Source organism: Gryllotalpicola ginsengisoli DSM 22003 (assembly GCF_000419445.1).
GTDB classification, from domain to species: Bacteria; Actinomycetota; Actinomycetes; order Actinomycetales; family Microbacteriaceae; genus Gryllotalpicola; species Gryllotalpicola ginsengisoli.
In genome coordinates, this window is the sequence record NZ_AULK01000004.1 from 242,130 (window position 1) to 258,887 (window position 16,758).

The 16,758-nt window shown below is 71.5% G+C and carries 18 protein-coding genes; 5 read left to right on the plus strand and 13 right to left on the minus strand.

Annotation, left to right across the window (positions count from 1 at the left end; genetic code table 11):
* The first annotated feature begins 24 nt into the window (after positions 1-24).
* On the plus strand, positions 25-522 hold the full coding sequence (locus H563_RS0109640) for a GNAT family N-acetyltransferase (RefSeq protein WP_022882397.1): 498 nt from the start codon (positions 25-27) through the stop codon (positions 520-522).
* Here the strand turns inward: H563_RS0109640 and H563_RS0109645 are convergent.
* From H563_RS0109645 to hemQ, 5 genes are all read right to left on the minus strand, one after another.
* Entirely contained in the window at positions 517-1,092 is a 576-nt protein-coding gene (locus tag H563_RS0109645; protein ID WP_033210322.1) for a hypothetical protein, read from the minus strand. The two genes, H563_RS0109640 and H563_RS0109645, sit on opposite strands and share 6 nt — an antisense overlap.
* Positions 1,093-1,343: 251 nt before the next feature.
* Positions 1,344-2,153, minus strand: coding sequence for a uroporphyrinogen-III synthase (locus H563_RS0109650; protein ID WP_022882400.1), 810 nt, complete (start codon positions 2,151-2,153; stop codon positions 1,344-1,346).
* On the minus strand, positions 2,150-3,112 hold the full coding sequence (gene hemC, locus H563_RS0109655; RefSeq protein WP_022882401.1) for a hydroxymethylbilane synthase: 963 nt from the start codon (positions 3,110-3,112) through the stop codon (positions 2,150-2,152). The genes H563_RS0109650 and hemC overlap by 4 nt, the downstream gene beginning before the upstream one ends.
* Complete coding sequence (locus H563_RS16050; RefSeq protein WP_022882402.1) at positions 3,112-4,230, minus strand: ferrochelatase; 1,119 nt, start codon at positions 4,228-4,230, stop codon at positions 3,112-3,114. The genes hemC and H563_RS16050 overlap by 1 nt, the downstream gene beginning before the upstream one ends.
* Positions 4,227-4,970 (minus strand): hydrogen peroxide-dependent heme synthase, encoded by a 744-nt coding sequence (gene hemQ / locus H563_RS0109665; protein ID WP_022882403.1) that lies wholly within the window; start codon positions 4,968-4,970, stop codon positions 4,227-4,229. Before hemQ ends, H563_RS16050 begins: the two co-directional genes overlap by 4 nt.
* 146 nt (positions 4,971-5,116) lie before the next feature.
* On the opposite strand from hemQ, the gene H563_RS0109670 reads away from it, so the two are divergent.
* On the plus strand, positions 5,117-5,413 hold the full coding sequence (locus H563_RS0109670) for a hypothetical protein (RefSeq protein ID WP_022882404.1): 297 nt from the start codon (positions 5,117-5,119) through the stop codon (positions 5,411-5,413).
* A 57-nt stretch (positions 5,414-5,470) separates the two neighbouring features.
* Here H563_RS0109670 and H563_RS0109675 read toward each other — a convergent pair whose 3' ends face one another.
* Genes H563_RS0109675 through hemE form a run of 5 tightly spaced genes read right to left on the minus strand, consistent with a single transcriptional unit; the run spans position 5,471 to position 9,308 of the window.
* Positions 5,471-5,698: a hypothetical protein gene (locus H563_RS0109675; RefSeq protein ID WP_155865149.1), complete on the minus strand. Its 228-nt coding sequence runs from the start codon at positions 5,696-5,698 to the stop codon at positions 5,471-5,473.
* Positions 5,688-6,080 carry a phage holin family protein gene (locus tag H563_RS0109680; RefSeq protein ID WP_022882406.1) on the minus strand — a complete coding sequence of 131 codons (393 nt, stop codon included), beginning with the start codon at positions 6,078-6,080 and terminating at the stop codon, positions 5,688-5,690. The genes H563_RS0109675 and H563_RS0109680 overlap by 11 nt, the downstream gene beginning before the upstream one ends.
* Before the next feature lie 14 nt (positions 6,081-6,094).
* Positions 6,095-6,622, minus strand: a complete 528-nt coding sequence (locus H563_RS17920; protein WP_155865151.1) for a hypothetical protein — start codon at positions 6,620-6,622, stop codon at positions 6,095-6,097.
* Entirely contained in the window at positions 6,619-8,115 is a 1,497-nt protein-coding gene (gene hemG, locus H563_RS16060; protein WP_022882408.1) for a protoporphyrinogen oxidase, read from the minus strand. The genes H563_RS17920 and hemG overlap by 4 nt, the downstream gene beginning before the upstream one ends.
* Entirely contained in the window at positions 8,112-9,308 is a 1,197-nt protein-coding gene (hemE, locus tag H563_RS16065; protein WP_022882409.1) for a uroporphyrinogen decarboxylase, read from the minus strand. The genes hemG and hemE overlap by 4 nt, the downstream gene beginning before the upstream one ends.
* A 132-nt stretch (positions 9,309-9,440) precedes the next feature.
* Between hemE and H563_RS16070 the strand changes: the two genes are divergently transcribed.
* Both H563_RS16070 and H563_RS0109705 read left to right on the plus strand, forming a co-directional pair.
* Positions 9,441-10,781, plus strand: coding sequence for a glutamyl-tRNA reductase (locus H563_RS16070; RefSeq protein ID WP_022882410.1), 1,341 nt, complete (start codon positions 9,441-9,443; stop codon positions 10,779-10,781).
* 53 nt (positions 10,782-10,834) lie between these two features.
* Positions 10,835-11,458, plus strand: a complete 624-nt coding sequence (locus H563_RS0109705; protein WP_022882411.1) for a GNAT family N-acetyltransferase — start codon at positions 10,835-10,837, stop codon at positions 11,456-11,458.
* 3 nt (positions 11,459-11,461) lie between these two features.
* Here H563_RS0109705 and H563_RS0109710 read toward each other — a convergent pair whose 3' ends face one another.
* Positions 11,462-12,880, minus strand: a complete 1,419-nt coding sequence (locus tag H563_RS0109710) for a glycine--tRNA ligase (protein ID WP_022882412.1) — start codon at positions 12,878-12,880, stop codon at positions 11,462-11,464.
* Positions 12,881-13,135: 255 nt separating this feature from the next.
* Between H563_RS0109710 and H563_RS0109715 the strand changes: the two genes are divergently transcribed.
* Complete coding sequence (locus H563_RS0109715; RefSeq protein ID WP_027479301.1) at positions 13,136-14,032, plus strand: serine hydrolase; 897 nt, start codon at positions 13,136-13,138, stop codon at positions 14,030-14,032.
* 195 nt (positions 14,033-14,227) lie between these two features.
* Here the strand turns inward: H563_RS0109715 and H563_RS0109720 are convergent, their stop codons facing one another.
* Entirely contained in the window at positions 14,228-16,225 is a 1,998-nt protein-coding gene (locus tag H563_RS0109720) for a M13 family metallopeptidase (RefSeq protein ID WP_022882414.1), read from the minus strand.
* A gap of 56 nt (positions 16,226-16,281) precedes the next feature.
* Positions 16,282-16,749: a GbsR/MarR family transcriptional regulator gene (locus H563_RS0109725; RefSeq protein ID WP_022882415.1), complete on the minus strand. Its 468-nt coding sequence runs from the start codon at positions 16,747-16,749 to the stop codon at positions 16,282-16,284.
* Positions 16,750-16,758 lie beyond the last annotated feature (9 nt).

Here is a 16,758-nt window from a genome sequence, read left to right on the forward strand (position 1 = left end):
CCGACACGAACGAACGGAACACCCATGCCCAGCGACGTGCGAATCCTCGCGCTCGACAATTCCCTGCCGACCACCTCGACCCTCCCCGGTCTGAGGGTTAGGCCGATCACCAATGCCGATCGCGAAGACCTCGCGGTTCTGTATCGCGACAGCTACCCGCCCGAAGTCGGCGCACACGATCTCGATGAGGCTCGCACCGAGATCGACATGACCTTCGCCGGCGACTTCGGGAAGCTTCGGCGCGACGCAAGCCTTCTCGCCCTCATCGGCGGCGACCCTGCGGGCGCCGTACTCGTGGTGGCCCGGTCGATTTGGGACGAGGACCTGCCCGGCCCGTTCGTGATCGATCTGTTCGTGCATCCGTCGCACCGTGGTCTCGGAATCGGCCGCGCGCTCATGGTGGGCGCGATCGCCGCCTGCCGAGCGCACGGCGACACGACGCTTTCGCTCCGTGTCGGGGAAGGCACCTCGCCGGCAGCGCATGCGCTCTACGCCGGGCTCGGCTTCGCGGCACCGTCATAGTGTCGCGGCAAATGGTTCCTCCCAGCTGATTGTCTGCGCGTCGCGGAGCGAGACGTCGCCGCCAGCGAGGACGTGCGGCGTGCCGTTGAACCACGCGCCCTTCGCTCCTCGAGCGGCGAGGCTCGCCAGCCAATCCCGGTTCTCGGGCGTGGTCTGCAACGCCGTGCGGAACGAGCCCTTGTCGAGAGCAGTCACCTCGTCGGGGTGGATGGGATCTCCCACGGCACTGCGCGCCCTCGTGAATACGACGGTCTCCGTCGGAAGCGCGGCTACCGGGATCGCCCAGAACGGCAGCGGCGCGAGTTCCTGCCCGGTCAGCTCGCGCCACGCTTGCCAGATCGCGTGCGGATGCACCGGGCTGAGGAACACGACCTCGGTCCACCTCCTCCCGATGATCGGGATGACGGTGTCTCGCAGCCGCTGTCGCTCCGGGGTGTCGTCGTACTTGGCAAGAGCCGCATCATGGGCTGCTGGATCGAGGTGTGCAAGCTCGCTCAGAGGCACGAGCCGATCGGTTCCAGCGGCCAGTCCGACCCGGGCATGGAACACGTGGCGGCGATGTGCGGGCACGAGCACATCGTGGCAGAGCTCGCGCTGCGGTAGGTGGACCGACCGCTACGGGCGGCTCGCGAGGCACCCGCCGCGTCGCGTGCCTCGCAGCGAAAATCCCAAGACGCAGGATCGGGAGGAACTATCTCGCAGGAGTTCCTCCGTAGCGTGCGTTTTGGGATTTTCGCGACGGGGGGCCGGGGCGCAGGTCTCCATTCACGCTGCGCGTGAGTCGACCAGCGGACGGCAACCGCCCCGCGGCGCAGCAGCCCCTACAGCTCCACCCGCGAGGCCTGCACCACCGCGTCGATCAGGGAGTCGGCCGAGCGCTCGGCGGCGATCAAGTCGACCTTCAGCCCGTAGCCGCGGGCGTCGCGCGCGGTCTGCGGCCCGATCGCGGCGATCAGCGTCCCCTCGGGAATGGGCGCCAGCTGCTCGGCCACCTGCTGCGCCACCGAGCCTGAGGTCACGAGGATCGCGTTCACCCGCCCGGCCCGCACGTCGTCGATGATCTTCTGGTCGACCGGCACCCCGACCGTGCGATAGGCGACGACCGCGTCCACGTGGTGGCCCAGCCGGGCGAGGCCCTCGGTCAGCAGCGGCTTCGCGATCTCCGAGCGCAGGGTCAGCACCTTGAGCGGAACCTCGCCGCCCGTGGCCTCGTTCCACTCCTCGAGCAGCCCGCGCGCGGAGTTGTCGCCGTCGGGCACCAGGTCGACCCGGTAGCCGGCCGCACTGAGCGCCGCGGCCGTGGTCTCGCCGACGGCGGCCACGCGGGTCTGCGGCGGAATCGCCGCCCGGTAGGTCGACAGCACGTCGACGGTGGTGGCGCTCGTGACCGTCACCCAGTCGTACTCCCCGGCGGCGAGCCGCCCGAGCGCCGCCTGCAACCCCTCGAGATCGGCCGACGGCGCGAAGTTGATCATCGGCGCCACCACCGGCTGGGCGCCCTGCGCGCGCAGGTCGGCGGCGACCGTGTCGCCCCACGGCCCGCCGCGCGGAACCAGCACGCGCCAGCCCGTCAGCGGCTTCTCCGGCTTCTCGCGCCGCTCCGGCTGACCCAGGTGCCAGTCCCCGTTCATGCGAGCTCCTTCGCGCCGGCCGCGAGCAGCTCGTCGACGGCCCGCTGGGCGACCTCGTCGGCGCCGGCGAGCAGGTCGAACTTCGACGTCGAGTCGAGCACCGTCGCGTGGTTGGCGGTGAGCTTTCGCGACCCGTCGAGCGCGTACACGCTCGCGGTCAGGAACAGCATGCCGTCGTCGACGATCGCGCTGGTCGCGACGGGAGCCGCGCATCCCGCCTCGAGCCCCGCGAGCACGGCCCGCTCGGCGACGACGTTCGCGTGCGTGGTGGCGTGGTCGACCGCGTCGAGCGCCTTCAGCAGGGCGCGGCGCACGTCCGCGCGAGATCCATCGGATGCCGCATCCGTACGCACCTCGAGCGCGAGCGCCCCCTGCCCGGGCGCCGTCGGCCAGTCGGCGAGCGCGAACCGCTCGGAGACCGCGTCGGCCTTGCCGAGCCGGTCGATGCCCGCGGCGGCGAGGATGACCGCATCGAGCTCGCCCGCGGCGACCTTGCCCATGCGGGTGTCGATGTTGCCGCGCAGGTCGGGCGCCACCTCGAGGTCGGGCCGTGCGGCGCGCAGCTCGGCGATGCGCCGGGGCGACCCGGTGCCGACGACCGCGCCGGCGGGCAGCTCGGCGAGGGTGAGCCCGTCGCGGGCGACGAGCACGTCGCGCGCGTCGGCGCGCTTGGGGATCGCCCCGATCTTCAGCCCCGGGTACGGCGCAGTCGGCAGGTCCTTGAGGGAGTGCACGACCACGTCGACCTCGCCGGCCACGAGCGCCTCGCGCAGCGCGGAGGCGAACACCCCCGTGCCGCCGAGGCTCGCGAGGTTGGCGGTGGACGTGTCGCCCTGCGTCGTCACCGTGACGAGCTCGATCTCGAGCCCGGCCGCCCGGCCGAGCGCCTTCGCGATCTGCTGCGTCTGCGCCAGCGCGAGCGCGCTGCCGCGGGTGCCGACACGGAGCGTGCCGGCCATCAGGCGGTCGCCTCGACCGTCTCGCTCGGAGGAGTGGGGGCGGTAGGGGCGGCAGGGGCGGAGCCCGGCTGCGCCGGATCGCGGTAGGTGCCCACCGTCTCGTGGTCGGGCCACGGGCCGAGGTCGGTCAGGTGCGGGCGCTCCTCGGCCGGGGTGTCGTTCAGGCGCTCCTCGATCAGGTCGACGAGACCGGCGACGAAGGCCGGGTGCACCCCGGGGGTCGGCACGCGCACGAAGCCGAGGCCGGCCTCCTCCGCGGTCGCCTTCGCCTCGTTGTCGAGGTCCCAGAGCACCTCCATGTGGTCGCTGACGAAGCCGAACGGCACCACGACGACGGCCTTCGCCTCGCCCCGGTCGGCGAGGCCGGTGATGAAGTCGTTGATGTCGGGCTCGAGCCACGGCACCCGCGGGTCTCCGGAGCGGGACTGGTAGACGAGCGACCAGGCGACGCCCGGTGCGGCGAGCTCGCGGATCTTCTCGGCGACGGCCAGGTGCTGCGCCTCATATGCGCCGTGCTCGCCGAACTCGGGGCCCGACGCCTTCGCGGCGGCCGTGGGGATCGAGTGGGTGGAGAAGAGAATACGGATGTCGGAGCTGCCGTAGCCCGCATCCGTCAGCGTCTTCACGCCGGACTTGACGCCCTCGACCAGCGGCATGACGAAGCCGGGGTGGTCGAAGTACTCGCGGATGCGGTCGATGGACGCCGTGTCGGTCAGGCCGTTGTCGAGCAGCGCCTTCTCGAAGTCCTCGCGGTACTGCCCGACGCCCGAGTAGCTCGTGTAGGCGCTCGTGACGAGCCCGAGCAGGCGGGTGTGGCCGTTCGCGGCGGCCTCGGCGACGACGTCCTTGAAGTACGGCGCCCAGTTGCGGTTGCCCCAGTACACCGGCAGGTCGATGCCGCGCTTGGAGAGCTCGGCTTCGAGGGCGGCCTTGAGCGCGCGGTTCTGGGAGTTGATCGGGCTCACGCCGCCGAAGTGGCGGTAGTGGTGCGCGACCTCCTCGAGGCGCTCGTCGGGCACGCCGCGGCCGGCCGTGACGTTGCGCAGGAACGGGATGACGTCGTCTTGGCCCTCCGGGCCGCCGAAACTCGACAGCAGGACCGCGTCGTATGTCGTCAACGTATGACCTCCGGGATCTCGGCCGTCGCGATGCGCCGGCCGGTGTAGAACGGCACCTCTTCGCGCACGTGCAGACGGGCTTCGGTGTACCGAAGCTCGCGCATCATGTCGACGAGGTCGTGAAGCTCGTCCGCCTCCATCGGCAGCAGCCACTCGTAGTCGCCGAGCGCGAACGCGGCGACCGTGTTGGCGAGCACGCCCGTAAAGGCCGCGCCCTTGCGGCCGTGGTCCGCGAGCATGCGCCGGCGGTCCTCATCGGGGAGCAGATACCAGTCGTAGCTGCGGTTGAAGGGGTAGACGGTGATCCACGCCTTGGCGTCCTTGCCGCGGAGGAATCCCGGGATGTGGGCCTTGTTGAACTCGGCGGCGCGGTGCACGCCCATCGCGTTCCAGACCGGGTGCAGGTGCTTGAGCAGCGCGGTGCGGCGCAGCTCGCGGGCGACTTCCTGCAGCGTCTCGGGCTGCGGCCCCCAGATCCAGAACATCAGGTCGGCGTCGGCCTTGAACCCGCTGACGTCGTAGAAGCCGCGCAGGGTGACGCCCTTCGCGGCGGCCCGGGCCACCGCCTGGTCGAGCTCGACGACGCCCTCCGGGCCCGCGACGTCGACGGCCTCGCCGCTGCGGAAGTGGTCGCGGCGCAGGACGACCCACAGGGTGTAGCCGTCGGGCTGGGGCTGGTCGGAGGTCGGGTCGACGTCGGAGGGTGCGGCCGCTGCCTGGTCGGCAGCCGAGTTCGTCATGGCTTCCAGTTTCGCCTCTCTTGCGCCCGGCGCAAAAATCGAGACCGCCGCCCGGGCATCACATTCGGGTAACTCTGCGTGCGCGCTCAGCGAACCCGAGGCATCCGTCGAATAAATGCGCACACCGCCTGGTTACCACCTACGTTATGACCTCTGAACGCACCTCAGGCGCCGCGGCCGGCACCCCCCGCCGCAGCCGTCGGCGCAAGAAGACCGAATTCGTCGAGCACCTGAGCGGCGAAGAGCAGATGCTGATCACGTTCCCGTGGAGCAAGAGCCTGACCGCCGCCGAACGCGCCGAGTTCGCCGAGTCGCTCGCCCATCACCCGAGCTCCTTCAGCAACGCGCAACTCGAGGCGCTGATCCTGTCCTGGAAGCGCCGCGCCCAGCTCGCCCAGGCGCGCAAGTCGGCGGAGTCGACCGGCGCGACGCGCGCCGCGTAGGACCCGCCCGCGTAGGACCTGCCCGCGTAGGACCCGCAAAGAAACGCGCGCCTACGCCTAGCGGCGCTTGACGATGGCCAGCACGCCGAGCGCGACAAGCCCCGCCGCCACCGTGCCCGCTGTTCCCACCACGGCGTAGAACTTCTGCGGCGCCTCCGCCTTGAAGCGGCGGATGCGCTTGGGCACGTTGATCTTGTCCTCGAACTCGGAGAGCGCGGCCACGAGCTCGGCGCGGGCGCGCTGCACCTCCGCGGTCGGGGTCTTCTTTCCCGTCTCAGAAGTCATAGTCGCCCACTCCCCTCACGGCGTCGACGTCGCTCTTGACGCTGGTGATCGTCTGCTCGGGCGCAGCCGAGCCGATCCGCTTGAAGAACGTGATGCCGATGATGACAAGCACGGCGATCACGACGACCATGATCCCGGCCACGATCAGCGCCGCCGCCCAGGGGGGCACGATCAGGCAGAACGCAAGGATCGCCGCCGTGACGAGCACCGGCACCAGCAGCAGCACGATGACGAGAGCGGCACCGAACATCGCCGCACCGAAGGCGGCGTTCTTCGCCTTGACCGACAGTTCGGCCTTGAGCTGGTTCAGCTCGGCCTTGAGCAGGCCGATGAACAGCTGCGGCAGTTCGCTGACGAGCTCGACGAGGGAACGGGAGGCCATCGATCGCGCTCCTACTAGTCGCCGCTGCCGCTGGCGCCGCCGTTGCTGGCGCTGTCGTTAGTGGCGCTGTCGTTGCTGGCGCTGTCGTTGGTCGCCTTGAATTCGGATGCGAGCGGGTCGCCCTCGGTCTTGGAGGCGTCGGTCTTCGACGCACCCGAGGTGCCGGGCGGCGTCTGCGCCGGGTTCTCGACCGTGCCCGACGGGGACTCCGGCTTCCGGGCGGACTTCTTGGCCGAGACCTTCTCCTGCACGACGTTGATGGCGCCGGTGGCTGCCTTGCGGGCGGTGTCGAATACCGCGCCCGGAATATCGCCGACCCGCTCCGCGGCGAAGTCCTGTGCGGCGTGCACCTGCTTCTGGATGCCGGGGCTCTGCCACACCTTGTTGGCGGCGCCGGCGATCTGCTCGTACCGCTTTCGGCCGGCCCGGGAGCCGAGGACGTATCCCACCCCGAGTCCGACCACGAAAAGAAGCTTGCCCTTCATTCGGTACCCCGCAATCTCTGCAATCTCTTGCGATTCGGCCTTTTGCGATTCGGTCACGATTCGGTCAATGAACGCCAGCGTAGCCCACGCAGGCGGGCCGCCGCCTCCTTCGCATGCGGAATGACCGATGCCATCCCCGTACCCGCGACCCAGCCTCCCGTAACCTCGATCGCGTCTTCTGCGGCGACCGCGTCGCGCAGGGCGGCCAGCCGCTCACGCTGCCCGACAGCGGCCAGCGGCTGCGCGTTGCTCCAGGAGGTGCGGGCGAACCCCACCACCTCGGATTCCGAAAGAGGAATATTCAGTAGCGCGGATGCGTCGGCGACGGCCCGCGCACGCAGCTTCGCGTCCGACCAGGTCGGCGTCTCGCTCTCTCGCCCGGCCCTGCCATACGAGAGCCGCACGACGTGCCGCCCGGCCGGCAGCTGCTCGGCCAGCCACCCCCACTTGGCGCTGACGTGCGTGAGCGCCTTGGCCGTGGCGAACTCCGGATCGACACGGTCGCTGACGAGCAGGCCGGTGCCGCGCGGCGCCGCGTCGAGGGCCGGGGCGTCCAGCACGAGCGTGGCGAGCTCGACGCTGGTCGCGGGCGGCCAGGCCGCGTCGGCGGCAGCGGCGAGCGCCGGCGAGACGGATGCGAGCAGCGGCAGCGCCTCGGCGGACGGCGCGTCGATCAGCACCGCGTCCGCCTCGAGCGGCTCCTCCTCCCCCGCCACGTGCACGAGGTAGCGCCCTTCGAGCCCAACCACGCGCGCGCCGGTGCGGATCACGGCGCCGCGGCGCGAGGCATCCGTCGCCAGTGCGTCGGCGAGCCGCCACATGCCGCCGCGGATCCCGCCCACGGCCGACCCGGCCTTGCTCGGTCCGCCGGCGCGCAGCGCCGCGACGGCCCCCGAGAGCGAGCCCTCGCGGGTGAGCGCGGGGTTCAGCCCCGGCGCGGCGACGGCCACGTCGAGCTGGTCGGGCGCCGCCGAATAGACGCCGGTCGTCACGGGGGCGACGAGGTCGTCGAGCACGGCGCGGCCCATGCGGCGCTCGACGAGGCGGGCGAGGTTGCGCTCCTGGCCGATCTTCAGGGGCGGCAGCACGCGGTCGAGGTAGGCGCGCAGCGCGCCGCGCCATCCGATCGCCGCGATCACGTCCGCCGCGAGCGGCGACGACGGGATGCCCAGCATGCCGCCCTTCGGCGCGGGCACCGCGCGGCCGGGCAGCTGCAGCCAGGCGCCGGCCGGGTTCGGGGTGACGACCTCGTCGGAGAGGCCCAGCTCGTCGAGGTAGCCGGCGACGTGGCCGCCGCGCGTGGCGAAGCTTTCGGCGCCGGCGTCGACGCGCAGCGAGCTGCCGTCGGCGAGCTCGAGGTCGAGCGGGGCGACCGATCCGCCGAGTCGATCGGATGCCTCGAGCAGCGTGACCTCGAATCCGGGCCGGGCCAGTTCCCTGGCCGCCACCAGGCCGCCGATGCCGCCGCCGACGATGACGACGCGGGTCGGGTTGTCGTAGATCAGGTGGTCGAGGGCCTCGTGGGCATCTGCAGCCTCGGAGTCGGTCACGGGCGGTCTCCATTCACCGGCTGCGCCGGTGAGTCGACCGGCGTGACGCGCTGCGCCGGGCGCAGTGAATGCACCAGCTCGACGATGCGGGTGAGCACCGTGGGGTCGGTCTCGGGCGGCACCCCGTGCCCGAGGTTCAGCACGTGCGCGGGCGCCGCGTCGCCGCGGCGCAGAACGTCGCGCACGTGCGCCTCGAGCACCGGCCACGGCGCCGCGAGCAGGGCGGGGTCGATATTGCCCTGCACGGGAACACGCCCCTCGAGCCGGCGCACCGCGACGTCGAGCGGCACGCGCCAGTCCACCCCGACGACGTCGGCGCCGACGTCGCGCATGGCGGGCAGCAGCTCGCCGGTGCCGACGCCGAAGTGCACCTTCGGCACCCCGAGGTCGGCCACGTGCGACAGCGCGCGCGCCGAGGCCGGGGCCACGTGCTCGACGTAGTCGGCGAGCGACAGCGAGCCCGCCCACGAGTCGAACAGCTGCGCGGCGGATGCCCCGGCGAGCACCTGCGCGCGCAGGAACATCCCCGTGGTGTCGGCGGCCCACGCCATCAGGGCGTGCCACGCCTCCGGGTCGGCGTGCATGAGGGTGCGGGCGGCCAGATGCTCCTTCGAGGGGCCGCCCTCGACGAGATAGGCGGCGAGGGTGAACGGCGCGCCGGCGAAGCCGATCAGCGGCGTGCATCCGTCGCCGATCGCCTCGAGCCCCGCGACCGTGCGCCGCACGCCGGCGACCACCGGCTCCAGCGCGTCGAGGGTGAGCTCGGGCAGCGCGGCGACGTCGGCCGCGCTGCGCACCGGGTGCGCGAACACCGGGCCGCGCCCCGGCACGATCTCCACCTCGACGCCGGCGAGCCGCAGCGGGATGACGATGTCGCTGAAGAAGATGGCGGCGTCGACGCCGTGCCGGCGCACCGGCTGCAGGGTGATCTCCGCGGCCAGCTCGGGGTCGAGGCAGGCGTCGAGCATGGCGTGGCCCACGCGCAACTCGCGGTACTCGGGCAGCGAGCGGCCGGCCTGCCGCATGAACCACACCGGCGTCACCTCGGGCCGCGTGCCGCGGTAGGCCGTGATCAGCGGCGAGTTCGCGGTGCGGCCGGTGACCAGGGGGTGGGCCGGGTCGAGCAGGTGGGCGGCCTGCGGATGCTGCGCGCCGGCGCCGGCGGTGCCGGAGATCCCCGTGTCAGAAGTCACGCCCCGATTCTCCCAGAGCCGCCGCCGGCCCGAGTCCCATCCTGACCGGCAACGGCGTCCCATCCTGACCGGCAACGCCGACGCCCCGGCACGCAGCAGGCTCCTATCCGACGCGGCGTAACATTGCAACCCGTGCTCGTCTGCTTCACGTCCTCCCACCGCACCGCCGGATTCGACCTCCTCGATCGGCTGGAGCGCGGCGCAGAGGCCGTGACCGCGGCCATCCGTGAGGCAGAGGGCGTGAACGGCTCGGTCGTGCTCGCCACGTGCAACCGGTTCGAGGCCTACCTCGACGTCGACGAGCGCGAGCTCGCCTCCCGCGGCGCCGACGTCTCCGAGCTGGTGGGCCTCGTCAGCGGCGCCGCCGGGGTCGACCCGACGGAGCTGACCCAGGGCAGCGAGCTGCTCACCTCCGACGCGGTCGCCGAGCACCTGTTCTCGGTCTCGAGCGGCCTCGAGTCCGTCGTCGTGGGTGAGGGCGAGATCGCCGGCCAGGTGCGCCGCGCGTACACCTCCGCCCGCAAGGCCGGCACGGTCACCGGCGACCTCGAGCGGCTGTTCCAGGGCGCGAGCCGCACCAGCCGCGGCGTGAAGAACTCCACCGGACTCATGACGCAGGGCCGCTCGATGGTGCGCCTGGCCCTCGACCTGGCCGAGAGCCGCTTCGCCGACTGGTCCGCGGTTCGGGTGCTGCTCGTCGGCACCGGCCGCTACGCCGCCGCCTCCCTCGCGGCGCTGCGCGACCGCGGCGTCACCGACGTCGCCGTGTGGAGCCGCACCGGGCGCGCGCAGGCCTTCGCCGTCAAGCACGAGATCGAGGCGGTGCCGGCCTCCGGGCTGGCCGCCGCCGCGGCATCCGCCGACCTCGTCATCGCCTGCACGGTGGCCCCCGCGGTCGTCGTGACCGCCGACATCATGCGCGAAGCGGGTCCGGCAGTCGCAGCAGACGCAGCCGGCGCAGCAGACGCAGCGACGGATGCTCCGCGCCGCCGTCTCGTCATCGACCTCGGCCTGCCCCGCAACGTCGACCCCGCGGTCGCCGACGTCGAGGGGGTGGAGCTGCTCGACCTGGAGACGATCTCGCTGCACGCCCCGCTCGAGGAGTTGCAGGCGGCCGACGACGCGCGCGAACTGGTCGGCGCCGCTGCCGCCGAGTTCGCCGCTCGCGCCGCGGAGCGCGACGTCGAACCGGCGCTCGTGGCCCTGCGCCGCCACGTCTTCGATGTGCTCGAGCAGGAGATCGCCCGGCACGCCGGCCGCGAATCGGCCCCCGAGATCGAGCGGGCCCTGCGGCACCTCGCGGGCGTGCTGCTGCACACGCCGAGCGTGCGCGCCCGCGAGCTCGCGCGCGATGGCGAGGCGGCGGCATTCGTCGACGGCGTCGCGGCCGTGTTCGGCATCGACGTTTCGGCTCCTCTAGCCGTTTCCGATGAAGAAAGCAACGTGTCAGAAGGCGGTCTGCAGAGCGCTTAGGCTGTCCCCGAGGCCGGGTGACCCGCCCCGGCAGCACGGGAGGGAGTGCAGCCATGACGACCGCTTACGACGAGCCCGCCCCGGCGACGGTGCCGATCGACGCGTGCATCCTGACCACCGATCGGCTCGTGCTGCGGCCACTCACGCTCGATGAGGCGACCGCCGCGCACGGCCCCTTCCACAAGGCCAAGTCGGTCGTGAAGTACCTGCGCTGGGAGGTGCGCGATCACGACGGCGAGACCGACGGCCGCATCACCAAGCGCCTCGCCGGCTCCACGATCTCGCGGCCCGGCGACGGCTTCGTCTGGGCGGTCGAGTTCAAGCAGGCGGATGGCTCGCAGGGCGGCGAGATCGGCGACGTGTCGCTCTTCGCCAAGAGCATCCGCAACGCGCAGTTCGAGATCGGCTGGGTGTTCCACCCCGCCATCCACGGCCGAGGCCTCGCCACGGAGGCGACCACGGCGGTGATCGACCTGGCCTTCGATCAGCTCGGGGCGCACCGGGTGTTCGCCGAGCTGGACTCCCGGAACGAGGCATCCGCTCGCCTCTGCGAGATCCTCGGCATGCGCCAGGAGGCGCTGCTCAAAGACCGCGAGATCGTCGACGGCGAGTGGCACGACATCGCGATCTACGCGGTCACCGCGTCGGAGTGGTCGGAGCGGAAAGCGCGCGGGTAGCCGCTACGCCCCGCGCAGCCGCTCGGCCAGGTAGGCGTGCAGCCCCGTGACGGGGATGCGCTCCTGCTGCATGGTGTCGCGGTCGCGCACGGTGACCGCGTCGTCCTCGAGGGAGTCGAAGTCGACCGTGACGCAGTAGGGCGTGCCGATCTCGTCCTGTCGGCGGTAGCGGCGGCCGATCGCCTGCGTCTCGTCGTAGTCGACGTTCCAGTCGCCGCGCAGCTCGGCCGCGATCTTCTGCGCGAGCGGGGTCAGGGTCTCCTTCTTCGACAACGGCAGCACGGCCACCTTGAACGGCGCCAGCCGCGGGTCGAGGCGCAGCACGGTGCGGGTCTCGGTGCCGCCCTTCGCGGTCGGCACCTCCTCCTCGTCGTAGGCGGAGACGAGGAACGCCATCAGCGAGCGGGTGAGGCCGAAGGACGGCTCGATCACGTACGGGGTCCAGCGCTCGTTGCTGGTCGGGTCGAAGTAGGACAGGTCGCGGCCGGAGACCTTCGAGTGGCTGGACAGGTCGAAGTCGGTGCGGTTGGCGATGCCCATCAGCTCGCCCCACGGGTCGCCCTCGAAGCCGAACTTGTACTCGACGTCGATCGTGCCGTCGCTGTAGTGCGCGCGATCTTCCTCGGGCACGTCGTAGAGGCGCAGATCCTCGCGGCGCAGGCCGAGGTCGAGGAACCAGTTCACGCAGTCGTCGACCCACTTCCGGAACCACGTGCCGGCCTCGGCCGGCGGCACGAAGTACTCGATCTCCATCTGCTCGAACTCACGGGTGCGGAAGATGAAGTTGCCCGGCGTGATCTCGTTGCGGAACGCCTTGCCGATCTGGCCGACGCCGAACGGCGGCTTCTTGCGGCTGGTCTGCAGCACATTGAGGAAGTTGACGAAGATCCCCTGCGCCGTCTCGGGCCGCAGGTAGGCCAGGCCCGACTCGTCCTCGACGACGCCGAGGTAGGTCTTGAGCATGCCGTTGAACTGGCGGATCGGGGTCCACTGCCCGACGACCTTGGGGTTGTCGGGGTCGGGGATGTCATCGAGCCCGTTCACCGGGGGGTGCCCGTTGACCCGCTCGTACTCCTCGAAGAGGTGGTCGGCGCGGTAGCGCTTGTGCGTGATGAGCGACTCGGTCAGCGGGTCGTTGAAGGTGGCGAGGTGGCCGGAGGCCTCCCACGTCTTCGGCGGCAGGATGACCGACGAGTCGAGGCCCACCATGTCGCCGCGGCCGCGCACGAAGGTGTTCCACCACTGCCGCTTGATGTTCTCCTTGAGCTCCACGCCCAGGGGGCCGTAGTCCCACGCGCTGCGGGTTCCGCCGTAGATCTCGCCCGACTGGAAGACGAACCCGCGGTGCTGCGCGAGCGCGATGACGGCGTCGAGGCGGGCGGTTTCGGCGGTTTCGGCGGTGGAACGGGACGGCTCTGCCATGCGGTTTTTCTCCTGGAGGGGAACGCGAGAACGCTGCGAGGTGCGCTGGATCCAGGGGCGGATCCAGGGCTGGGTCTGGGGCTCGGTCTGGGGCTCGGTCTAGGGCTCGTGTAAGAGGTTCGTGAAGATCCTACCGGCGCGCCCCTGGGCGGCATCCGGGGCGACGGATGCCGCATAGGATGTCTCCATCCGAAGGAGGGGGTCGCCGTGTTACATCGCCCAGAGGGCCTGCAGCGCACCGCCTCCACAGCCGGGATCGCGGCGACCGGCAGGCGCTCCCGGCACACCGCGCTCCCCCGCGGCCGGCACCGCGGCGAAGACACCTCGCAGAGCTTCGCGCGCGGCTTCGCCGCCCTCGGCGAGCTCGCCCTGGCCGGCGTCCAGGTCTCGGCCCGCGCCGTCGACCTCGCCTCTGATCGCGTGCTGTTCTCGGTCGACGACCACGTCGTGATGCCGACCGCCTCGATCGGCAAGGTGCTGCTGCTCGTCGAGGTCGCCGCCCAGCTGCAGGCCCGGCACACGAGCGGCCTCACCCTGCTCGACCGCGAGGCGCGCGACGCCGTCGGCGACGCCGGGGTCTGGCAGCACCTCGCCGTGCCGTCGCTGCCGCTGGCCGACCTCGCCGCGCTGATCGGCTCGACCAGCGACAACCTCGCCACCAACGTGCTGCTGCGCCGCATCGGGCTCGAGGCCGTCAGCGCCCGCACCGAGCAGCTCGGGCTCACCCGCACCGCCCTGCTCGACCTGGTGCGCGACCGGCGCGGACCGGATGACGCACCGCAGCTGTCGGTGGGCAGCGCGAAGGAGCTGGTCTGGCTGTTCGCATCCCTCGCCCGCGGCGAGATCGTCGACCAGCCCACCAGCCAGCGCGTGGTGCAGTGGCTGTCGCTGAACACCGACCTGTCGCTGGTGGCCGGCGCCTTCGGGCTCGACCCGCTCGCACACCGCGGCGCCGACCACGGCCTGCTGCTCGTGAACAAGACCGGCACCGACAACGGGGTGCGCAGCGAGGTCGGCGTGCTGCGCGGGCCGCGTGCCGGGGTCGCCTACGCGGTCTCGATGTACTTCGACGACTCGGCCCTGCCGGTGCGCCTCGGCGTCATCGAGGGCATGCGCACGATCGGGCTCGACTTGCTCGAATATGTGCACTGAGGCCCTTGGTCTCCATTCAGGCTGCGCCTGAGTCGACCAGCGGGGCAAGCCAGCCCCTTCAGGCTGCGCCTGAGTCGACCAGCGGGGCATGCCAGCCCCTTCAGGCTGCGCCTGAGTCGACCGGCGGGCGGCCGAGCGCCAGCGTCGGCCGCTGGTCGACTCACGCCGCAGGCGTGAATGGAGACCCGGCCGCCGCTACCAGATGGTGACGCGGGCGGCGGGGTCCAGCCACAGCGCATCCGTCGGCTGCACGTCGAAGGCGCGGTAGAACTCGTCGATGTTGCGCACGATCTGGTTGCAGCGGAACTCGTTCGGCGCGTGCGGGTCGATGGTGAGCAGGCGGATCACCTCGGCGTCGCGCGACTTCTGCCGCCACGACTGCGCCCACGACATGAAGAACCGCTGCGCGCCGGTCAGCCCGTCGATCACGGGCGGCTCGGCGCCGCCGAGCGAGTGCAGGTACGCCTTCCACGCGATGCCGAGGCCGCCGAGGTCGCCGATGTTCTCGCCGACGGTGAGCGCGCCGTTGACGTGCGGCGAGCCCTCCGGCAGCTGCGCCGGGGTGAGGGCGTCGTACTGGGCGATCAGCTTGCCGGTGAGCTGCTCGAACGCGGCGCGGTCGGCGTCCGTCCACCAGGACACGAGGCGGCCGTCGCCGTCGAACTTCGAGCCCTGGTCGTCGAAGCCGTGGCCGATCTCGTGCCCGATCACCGCGCCGATGGCGCCGTAGTTCGCGGCCGCGTCGCGGTTCGGGTCGAAGAACGGGAACTGCAGGATCGCCGCCGGGAACACGATCTCGTTGAACCCGGGGTTGTAGTAGGCGTTGATCGTCTGCGGCGTCATGAACCACTCGTCGCGGTCGATCGGCTTGCCGATCTTGCCCAGCTCGCGGGCGAACTCGAACGCGGCGACGGCGCGCACGTTGCCGATCAGATCCGTCGGGTCGACGGTCAGCTTCGAGTAGTCGCGCCACTTCACCGGGTAGCCGATCTTGGGGGTGAACTTCTCGAGCTTCTCGAGCGCGCGCTTGCGCGTCTCCTCCCCCATCCAGGACAGCGAACGGATGCTGTCGCGATAGGCCGCGATGAGATGCGAGACCAGCTCGTCCATCTGCGCCTTGGACTCCTGCGGGAAGTGCCGGGCGACGTACTCGCGGCCGACCGCCTCGCCCATGCCGCCCTCGACGAACGACACCCCGCGCTTCCACCGCTCGCGCAGCTGCGGGGTGCCGGTGAGGGTGTGCCCGTAGAAGTCGAAGTTGGCCTGCACGAAGTCGCTGGACAGGTACGGCGCGCGGGCGTGGATCGCCTGCCAGGCCAGCCAGTCCTTCCACGCGGAAAGGCGCGAGGTCGTGAGCAGGGTGCCGAGTCCGGCGCTGAACGACGGCTGCCGCAGCACCACCTCGCGGAACGCGCCGTGCGGCGCCTTGAGCCCCGCGTGCCAGACCTCGAGGTCGACGCCGTCGGCGCCGACGAGCGCGCGCACGTCCTCCCACCGGTAGAGGTTGTAGGTCTTCTCGCTGTCGCGGGACTTCACGTTGTCCCAGTGGTGCTTCGCGATCTCGACCTCGAGCTGGAACACGTTCTCGGACTTCCGCGCCGCGTCGGGCACGCCGGCCAGCTCGAACATGTGCTGCACGTGCGCGGTGAACGCGCTGCGGATCGGCGCGAACACCTCCTCGCGGTAGTAGCTCTCGTCGGGCAGGGAGATGCCGGCCTGCTCGAAGAACACCAGGTACCGGCTCGGGTCGCCCGGGTCGTTGTCGACGAAGAGCTGGTACAGGCCGCCGATGCCGCCGCGCTCGAAGTGCGCGAGGGTCGTCAGCAGGTCGGGGATCGAGTGCACGTTGTCGACGAGCGCCAGGTAGGGCTCGAGCGGCTTCGCCCCGAGCGCCTCGATGCGCTCGGTGTCCATGAAGCTCGTGTACAGGTCGCCGATCTTGCGCGCATCCGTGCCCGGTTCGGCCGGGCTCGTCGACGACGCGGATTCCTCGATGATCTCGCGCACCGCCTTCTCCGCCTCCTCGGCGAGGATGTAGAACGACCCCCAGCGCGCCTTGTCGTCCGGGATCTCGGTGCGCTCGAGCCACTTGCCGTTGACGTGCCGGAACAGGTCGTCCTGCGGGCGGACTTCCGGGTCGAACTCCTCGAGCTCGATTCCCGAGGGGGCGGCTGCGGTGGACTGATCGCTCATGCCTCCCACCCTAGGGCCGCGTTGCTATCAGGCTGCCGGTGTCTGGGGCGGCGGGGTCAGCGTTCCCCGCGTCGCGCGCGCCACTCCTCGAGCAGCTGCGGCATGCGGGCGCGCAGGAACTCGAAGAACTCCTGCATCTCCGCCAGGCGCTCGGCCGCGGCGTCCGCCGACTCCGAGCGGGCGGCGGCGATGGCGTCGGGCAGCAGCGCACGGATGGCGTCGTAGACGGGGGTCGAGCGCAGCGACGCGGTGTACCAGGCCTCCGCCGGCAGCTCGTACCGGTCGCGGCGGGTGCCGGCGTGCGGCAGCCGGCGCAGCATGCCGAGCGACTCGAGATACGTCACCGCGCCGGACACGGCGGCGGCGCTCACCCCGAGGCGCTCCCGCAGTTCCGCGGCGGTCAGGGCGCCATCCGTCGAGACCATCAGCGCCATCAGCACACGCGCCGACATGCGCGGGAACCCGGCGCCGATGAACACCGACGCCAGCCGCTCGGCGGCCTCCTGCAGCCGGTCTCTCGACATGCGCACAGC

Coding starts and splice junctions, on each gene's coding strand:
- H563_RS0109640 (WP_022882397.1), top strand. CDS start 25: ATGCCCAGCGACGTGCGAATCCTCGCGCTCGACAATTCCCTGCCGACC.
- H563_RS0109670 (WP_022882404.1), top strand. CDS start 5,117: ATGACCTCTGAACGCACCTCAGGCGCCGCGGCCGGCACCCCCCGCCGC.
- H563_RS0109675 (WP_155865149.1), bottom strand. CDS start 5,698: ATGACTTCTGAGACGGGAAAGAAGACCCCGACCGCGGAGGTGCAGCGC.
- H563_RS0109705 (WP_022882411.1), top strand. CDS start 10,835: ATGACGACCGCTTACGACGAGCCCGCCCCGGCGACGGTGCCGATCGAC.
- hemQ (WP_022882403.1), bottom strand. CDS start 4,970: ATGACGAACTCGGCTGCCGACCAGGCAGCGGCCGCACCCTCCGACGTC.
- H563_RS0109710 (WP_022882412.1), bottom strand. CDS start 12,880: ATGGCAGAGCCGTCCCGTTCCACCGCCGAAACCGCCGAAACCGCCCGC.
- hemC (WP_022882401.1), bottom strand. CDS start 3,112: ATGGCCGGCACGCTCCGTGTCGGCACCCGCGGCAGCGCGCTCGCGCTG.
- H563_RS0109680 (WP_022882406.1), bottom strand. CDS start 6,080: ATGGCCTCCCGTTCCCTCGTCGAGCTCGTCAGCGAACTGCCGCAGCTG.
- H563_RS0109650 (WP_022882400.1), bottom strand. CDS start 2,153: ATGAACGGGGACTGGCACCTGGGTCAGCCGGAGCGGCGCGAGAAGCCG.
- H563_RS0109720 (WP_022882414.1), bottom strand. CDS start 16,225: ATGAGCGATCAGTCCACCGCAGCCGCCCCCTCGGGAATCGAGCTCGAG.
- H563_RS0109725 (WP_022882415.1), bottom strand. CDS start 16,749: ATGTCGAGAGACCGGCTGCAGGAGGCCGCCGAGCGGCTGGCGTCGGTG.